We start from the raw sequence: 7,159 nt of genomic DNA on the forward strand, positions 1-7,159 counted from the left end.
GAACGACGACGAGGGCCACATCGGCGGCGGTCATGTGCGCCTGCCGGGGCCGGTCAACCTCCGGTATCACCCGGAGATGTCGTCGTCACCTGCCAAGTCTGGTCTCCTAGCTTCCGATCTCAAGCGTCTTTCACCATAGCAGCCGCCAGGATCAGCGAGCGCCGGCCGCCTGGGCCTCCTTCTTGCGCGCCCGGTACGCCGCGGCTTTGACCTTGTTGCCGCAGGACTCCATGCCGCACCACTCCCGCCGCCCGCCACGCGACCGGTCGATGAAGATCTTGGTGCACTCGGGGTTGGCGCACTCCTTCATCAGCGGCACCTCCGGCCCGCTGAGCAGCTCGACGGCGTGCCGCGCCACGGTGGACAGCGCCTGCGCCGGGGTCGCCTCGACCCACCGCCCCTCAGCGGTGAGCTGGGGCGCCGCGGCAGGCTTGCGCGCCGTCTCGTTCACCAGGGTGAGCGCCTCGTCGTCGTACCCGTCGCCCGCCAGCCTGGCGGTGACCAGTGCGAAGATGGCCTCCCGCACCGCCACCGCCTGGACGAGATCCGCCTCCCGGCAGGGGGAGACGGCGTCGACGATGCCGGACTCCAGATACCAGGCGCCGAGCCGGTCCGGGACGTCGAGTGTCTCGAAGCGCTCGGTGCGGCGCGCCCGGAGCGTGCAGGCCAGGTCGAGCGCGGGGTTTCCGCACAGAAAGACATGCTTCACATCACCAGTTTGACAGGTGACACTTGGCCGTGCAATCGGCTTCACCGGCTACTCGACCGACGGGCGTGGTCCTCGCTATTGCGGGTGTAGTAGACGCTAAATGGGGACTGATGTGCGGGCTCGACGGACGTGGGTCGTGAGGCTCGACGGGTCGGTGTATACGGCGACCTCGGCGGTCCCGGTGCACGTGTCCGGTAGCTCCCATCTCAGCTCGCGCGTCTCGCCCGGGCTGAGGATGCCGTGGAGGTTCAGCAGCGGATGGGCCACCGGGCGGATCAGCCGGGCCCGGTCGAGCCGGACGTCGACACTTCCCTCGTTGGCGACGGCCGCCGTGATCACTGTTCCTTCCGGCCGATGCTCGGCCATGAGCGTGACGGTGACCGGTGGCGGGTCGATCGGGGGCAGCGAGGCCGCGATCGCCTCCGCGACGGCGACCGTATCGCCCAGCGGCTCGGTGGGCGCATCGGCCAGCTCCCGCGCCCATCCTCGTTCCATCTCGAACCAGTCGGTCGTTTCGCGGTGCTCACGCAGGTCGTCGAAGAACCGCGTCCAGCGCTTCGCGTAGTAGCCGGCCACGAGGCCGGCCGCGTGTCGGGCGGCGTAGTCGTGCAGGTCGTCCGTTGCAGCGGTGTCGCCCCAGGTCGTGACGAGCGTCGTGATGTCGTCGACGCCTTCGCGCCCGGCGGTTGTGGCTGCCTGGGCCAGCCAGGTGCCGAGCAGGAACTCGGCGCGGGTGCCCAGGATGGCGTCGCACTGCCCGACCATCCGGAGGAACCACGCCGAGAGCCGGTCCACCGCCGCGGTGTCCCCGGCGTCGCGGATCTGAGCCAGGAGCCAGCGACTCCGATTTGACAGCACCTGGACGGTGACATCGACGAGGTCGTGACGATAGGGGCCAGACTCGCCCGCCTGCGGCGCGGCCTTGATGAGCTCACGCCATCCCGCCTCGAACTCGTTCACGTCGTATGGCACGATGCGGGGGCGCCACTCGATCGCCCGCTCGAGGTCGAGCGCGGGGCGCGCGACAAAGAGGGAGTCGGGGCCCGCGTTGGTCCCGTCGATGTCATCGCCGATGTACTGGCCGTACGCGGTGCGCACGAAGGCGCGCCAGGCGCGGATCGCCGGCTCGGCGTCGGTGCCGTAGCGGCGCTGGACGTAGCCGGCGATCCAGTCGTCCAGATCGATCTCGGTGTCGTGCCAGATCACGTCGGCCAGCAGGTCGTCGACGACCGGATTGCTCTCGAGGCTCTCCGCCGCCTGAACGGTGCCGCACAGGCGTCCCGTGTTCTGCAGGCCCGGCAGGCGGCAGATCTCGGGCAGCTTCCCGAAGACGTACTGCCGGCCGCCCCACGTCGAGATGGTGCCGAACACCCACGGCGCCCCGTGGAACGTGTCGCGCGACCGCCAGCGCGGGGTGTCGTCCGCGTTGAGGTCCAGCACGAGGAGGCGAGAGAGGTCCACGCCGGTCAGCAGGTCGTCGGTCGGGTTCGTGCCCCAGGCCTGCAACACCCACGTCGCGTCCGGATGTGCGTCGAGCAGCGCGCCTTGCAGGTTGGCGGCGGCGGAGGAGACGTTCATCCCGCCGGCGATTCCGCCCTCGTGGAGGATGTCCATCGAGTAGGCCGTCGAGGGTCCGAACCGCTTGTCCTGCAGCCGGTACCAAAGGTTCGCGATGTCGCGGAAGCCGGGGGATGTCGGATCGATCCAGGTCGGCCGGACGAAGCCCAGCCACGTCCCTTGCGGTACCGCGGACAGGTCGTCCCGGCCGTCCACGAGCTCCTGCGGCACAAAGCCCGCGAAACCCGGCAGGACCGGCGTGATCTCCAGCTCCCGCATCCGGTCGAGGATGCGGCGCCCCAGTGCGGCGCGCTTCTCAAGCAGCTCAGCGGGCTGGCCGCCCGCGTAGCTGTGGAGGTTGCCCATCCACTGCCAGGGCATGTGTCCTGGCATGCTCAGCCAGCCGCGGGCCGCCTCGTCGGAGAAGCCGAGCTCGACCAGCAGGTCGCGGTAGACGATCTCCTGCCCGGTGAGGACGAGCACGTGCGTCGTGCCCGACCAGGCCAGGAAGTCGATCTCGCGCTCCCACTCGGGCCAGTCCCAGTACGACGCGGAGTACCCGGAGACGGTGTGGTTGTGGGCAAAGCGATGCGTGAGCCCGGTGTGGCGGTGGACGGGCGAGGTCGGGGCCGGTATCAGCTCCGGCATCCGATCGCCGTGCCGGCTCAGGTGCCCGTGGGCCTCGTGCGAGACGTACCAGCGCACGCCGGCCAGCAGATCGGGCACGCGGGAGCCGGTCACTCGGACCCTGCCCCTGGCGTCCTCGATGCGGAACTCGCTGCCGGGCCCGTGATCGACGAGCAGCTCGAAACGGTCGGCACGGTCTGGTCCGAGCAGTCGTCCGAGGACGTCTCGAGCGGCGTCGGAGGTCGTTATGGTCACGGACCGGCCTTTCGGGTGGGAGAAGCGGATGGGAGCACGGCTACTACTTCAGCGCGGTGGTCGCGCCCGCCTCGGCGTTCTTCAGCGCCTCGGCCGGCGAGACCTTCTGCAGGAGGGCCTTCTCGAATTCGGCGGACAACGCGGCGCTGATTCCGGCGTAGGCCTCGATCGAGGGGCGGCTGTTGGCATAGCTCAGCTGGTCGGCGAACACCTTGATGCGTGGGTTCTCGGCGAGGTGCTTCTGCCAGGAGGGGTCGCTGGCGGTCTTGCTGTTGGTGGGCAGGAAGCCGTTCGCGATGTCCCACTTCGCCTGCACCTCCGGCGTCAGCCAGTACTGCAGGAACGCCCAGGCTCCGTCTTGCTGAGCGGACGTGCCCTGGAGGATGTAGGAGTTGTTCGATCCCAGGTTCATGGCAGGCTTGTCGAGGGGAGGCAGCGGCGCGACCCCGATGTTCTCCTTGCCGAGGGCCTGGTCGAGCACGCCGAGGTTGTAGGCGCCGTTGATCGCCATCGCGGCTTTCTTGGAGGTCATCGCGACGGTGTTCCCGTTGTCGCTCGGCGTCTTGAGGCTGGTCGGATAGGCGGTGCCGTTCTTGACCATGTCCGTCCACGCCGTCAGCGCCTTCACCCCGGCCGGGCTGTTGAACTTGACCTTGGTGTTGTCGGCGTTCATGAACTCGCCCCCGGCGCTCCACAGCATGGATTGCCAGTAGAACGGGGCGGTCTCGCCGGTGCCGATCGGAAGGTACATCCCATACTGCTTGGTGCCGATGGTCAGCTTGGCGGCGTCGGCCTGTAGCTCGGCCCAGGTGGCCGGCGGCTTCTCGATCCCGGCCGCCTTGAACATCGCCTTGTTGTAGATGAGCGCGTAGTCGCCGCCCTGGGTCGGCAGCGAGTAGACCTTGCCATTGAAGGTTCCGGTGTCGAGCATCCCCTTGGTGAAGTCGCTCTTCTTGAGCGTTGAATCAGCGGCGCCGAGGTACTCGTCGAGCGGCACGACCGAGCCCATGGCGATGACCTGACCGAGGCTCTGTGGTTGGCCGTCGTCGAGCACGAGATTCGGGCCCTGCTTGTTCTTGATGGCGTTGATGAGCCTTGCGTGCGCGTCGGCGCTGGCCGGCTGCACCTCGAGCTCGATCGTGTACTGGTCCTGCGATGAGTTGAAGGCGTCGATGAGCTGCCGCTTCAGCGGCTCGGTGGCGCCGGTGCTGCCGGCCCATACGACGATGGTTGTCCGGCCGCCGCTATCGGCGCCGTTGTTGCCGGTCACCGAGCCGCCGCAGGCGGTCACCGTGAGTGCGACGACCGCCGCGGCGGCACCGGCCATCCCGGCGCGTGCGCGGTGACAGAGGGCGGACGAGAGGAGGGATTGAGATGTCATGCGTGTTCCTGAAGGTGAGAAGAGGGGGGCGGGTGAGGAGGAAGCTTTAGCGCAGGCCTCCGGACATGGCGGAGACGAGCTGCCGTTGGAAGATGAGGAAGACCACGATGACCGGGATGATCGCGAGCGTGGATCCGGCCATGAGCAGGCTGAAGTCCGTGGTGTTGTTCTCGCCCTGCAGCGCGGCCAGTCCGACTGGCAGCGTGTAGTACCTCGACTTCGTGGTGACGAGGAACTGGAAGAAGAAGTTGTTCCAGTTGTAGACGAATGACAGGATCGCGAACGACCCGATCATGGGCCGGGCCATCGGCGCCATGATCGACCAGAGGCGGCGCCAGACGCCGGCGCCGTCGATGCGGCTGGCGTCCTCGATCTCTGTCGGGAACGACTGGAAGAACTGGCGGAACAGGAACGCGCCGAGGATCGACGGCACGTTCGGGATGATCAACCCCTGGTAGCTGTTCAGCCAGCCGAGTTGGGACAGCAGGGTGACCAGCGGCGTGAAGACGACCTCGAAGGGCACCATCAGCGCGGCGAGCAGGATGACGAAGATCACCGTGCGGCCCCGGAACCGCATCCTTGAGAAGGCGTAGCCTGCTGCCAGACTGGTGACGATCTGACCGAACGTCGCCAGCACCGTGACGATCGTGCTGTTGAGGTAGTAGAGGCCGAACGGCGCCACTGTGAAGATGCCGGCGTAGCTGTCGAACCGCCACTCGCTCGGCAGGAACGTCGGAGGAAATGAGAGCGCTTCGCTCGACGACTTGAAGCTCGTCAGGAGCATCCAGACGAACGGACCGAAGAAGATCACGACGCCGACCAGGAGGACGGCGTGCCGCGCGATGAGTGGCGCGGCACTGCGGAGCCGGAGTGCACGACTCATGTCCGCCGCCGTCTCACACGAGCTCGGCGGCGTCGCGCCGCGAGAGGACTCGAAGCTGCAGGATCGACACCACGATCCCGCACAGCAGCAGGAGGACGGCGGCAGCGCTGGCTGATCCGCCGTGGAAGTACACGAAGCCCTGCTCGTACACGTAGTACAGGAGCGTCTCCGTCGACTGGAGCGGACCGCCGCCGGTCAGCACGTACACCTGGGTGAAGACCTGCAGGGCGGAGATGACCCCAGTGACCGCAAGGAACCCGGTGGTGGGGCCGATGAGCGGGAACGAGATCGAGAAGAACCGCCGGAACGGACCGGCGCCGTCAAGCTTCGCAGCCTCGTGGTAGCTGGCCGGGATGTTCGCGAGAGCGGCGGAATAGATGATCATCGAGTACCCGACGCCCTGCCAGATCGAGAAGACGATGACGGAAACCATGGCCCACGGCTCGGTGGTGAGGAATCCGATCGGGGCGACGCCCATCACGCTGAGCGCGTAGTTGATGACGCCGCCGAGGGGCGACAGGAGATAGCCGAAGACCAGGGCGGTGCCGACCGTCGGCGCGATGTGCGGCACGAAGATCAGCGCGCGGTAGACACCACGACCCCGGAACGGCGTCGCCAGCAGGGCAGCGAAGAACAGCCCGGCGGCCATGGTGCATGGCACCACAACGGCCACGTAGATCGCGGTATTGGCCGTGGCCCGCAGGAACTTCGGGTCGTGCACGAGGTCGACGTAGTTCGCCAGCCCGACGAGCGAATCGGAGAGGCCGGTGGCCGGGTTCCAGTTCGTGAAGCTGTAGAACACGGTCTGGGCGAGCGGATACAGGTAGAAGACGACGAGCAGGATCGTCGTCGGTGCGATGAGCAGGTAGCCCGCGCCGCCTTCGCGCCGCTGCGAGACCGTCACGGGGGTGGCGGTTCGCCTCCTTGCCCGCACGGCGGCGGACAGGGCTGCTTTGTCGGACATGGGACCCTTTCCTATCGATCGCCAGAAAAAATTTCAACCTCGAGTGGCGACCAGTGCAATTTTTTCCACAGAGTTGTTGGTCTGTTCAGAGATGGGCGCCAACCGGATCAGTTGCTGTTGGCCGAGAACCAGCGCGCCCGGTAGATCTGTGCGCCGGGCAGCGTCCTCGATTCCCGGCGACTGTCGCCGACAAAGAAGTCGACTTGGTCGGTACACCAGTCGCACTCGTTGCCGAGCTTGGGCGTTGTCTGCAGGACGACACCCGACCGGCGGTCGGTGCCGACGCTCTTGACGTTGGGCCGGTCGAGTGCCGTGCCCAGGGGAGGTCCCGCGACGAACTCGCCGGCGACGGTGTCGAACTGGTACACCCCGTGAACTGTCGTCACCCAAAGTCGCCGAGGATCGCCGGCGACCGGCTGCAGATCGTGGCCGCCCTCGGTCGGAAGGTCGTAGCATGCACGGCGCCGCAGCGTGGGGGAGGCAGGAGAGCCGCCCACCTCATACGCCACGAGGAGGTCGTCCCCGACCGCCCAGAGCGCTCGCGTGTCATCCCGCCACAGCACCTCGTGCGCACCAGGCAACCGGTCCTCGGCATGGCCGTCCGAGCGCGGTCCCTGGCTCGCGGTGTACAGCCGGACCCAGCCTCCCGTGCTCGCCGCGGCCGCGATGTTGCCGTCGGGCAGCCGCTCGATGCCGTGCGGATTCGCCGCCGCGCCGGCGTTCACCGACCAGGCCACGGCGCCGCCCTGCGGGTAGCGCACGGCGGCCAGGAGCCCGAACGAG

General features: G+C 67.7%; 6 protein-coding genes. All 6 read right to left on the reverse strand.

Going from position 1 to position 7,159, the window contains the following annotated elements:
* Positions 1-151: 151 nt before the first annotated feature.
* Positions 152-709 carry a CGNR zinc finger domain-containing protein gene (locus AB0J09_RS50655; protein ID WP_360708524.1) on the reverse strand — a complete coding sequence of 186 codons (558 nt, stop codon included), beginning with the start codon at positions 707-709 and terminating at the stop codon, positions 152-154.
* Between the two features lie 96 nt (positions 710-805).
* A complete protein-coding gene (locus AB0J09_RS50660; protein WP_360708527.1) occupies positions 806-3,148 on the reverse strand; it encodes an alpha-N-acetylglucosaminidase TIM-barrel domain-containing protein in 2,343 nt (780 codons plus the stop codon).
* Positions 3,149-3,191: 43 nt separating this feature from the next.
* Positions 3,192-4,529: an ABC transporter substrate-binding protein gene (locus tag AB0J09_RS50665; RefSeq protein ID WP_360708529.1), complete on the reverse strand. Its 1,338-nt coding sequence runs from the start codon at positions 4,527-4,529 to the stop codon at positions 3,192-3,194.
* A 46-nt stretch (positions 4,530-4,575) separates the two neighbouring features.
* A complete protein-coding gene (locus AB0J09_RS50670; RefSeq protein ID WP_360708531.1) occupies positions 4,576-5,412 on the reverse strand; it encodes a carbohydrate ABC transporter permease in 837 nt (278 codons plus the stop codon).
* A 13-nt stretch (positions 5,413-5,425) separates the two neighbouring features.
* Complete coding sequence (locus tag AB0J09_RS50675) at positions 5,426-6,376, reverse strand: sugar ABC transporter permease (protein ID WP_360708534.1); 951 nt, start codon at positions 6,374-6,376, stop codon at positions 5,426-5,428.
* A 107-nt stretch (positions 6,377-6,483) separates the two neighbouring features.
* On the reverse strand, positions 6,484-7,159 hold a 676-nt coding region (locus tag AB0J09_RS50680), incomplete at its 5' end, for a DUF6528 family protein (protein WP_360708537.1).

The sequence above is a fragment of the Nonomuraea sp. NPDC049784 genome (assembly GCF_040659615.1).
In the GTDB taxonomy this organism is placed as follows: Bacteria; Actinomycetota; Actinomycetes; order Streptosporangiales; family Streptosporangiaceae; genus Nonomuraea.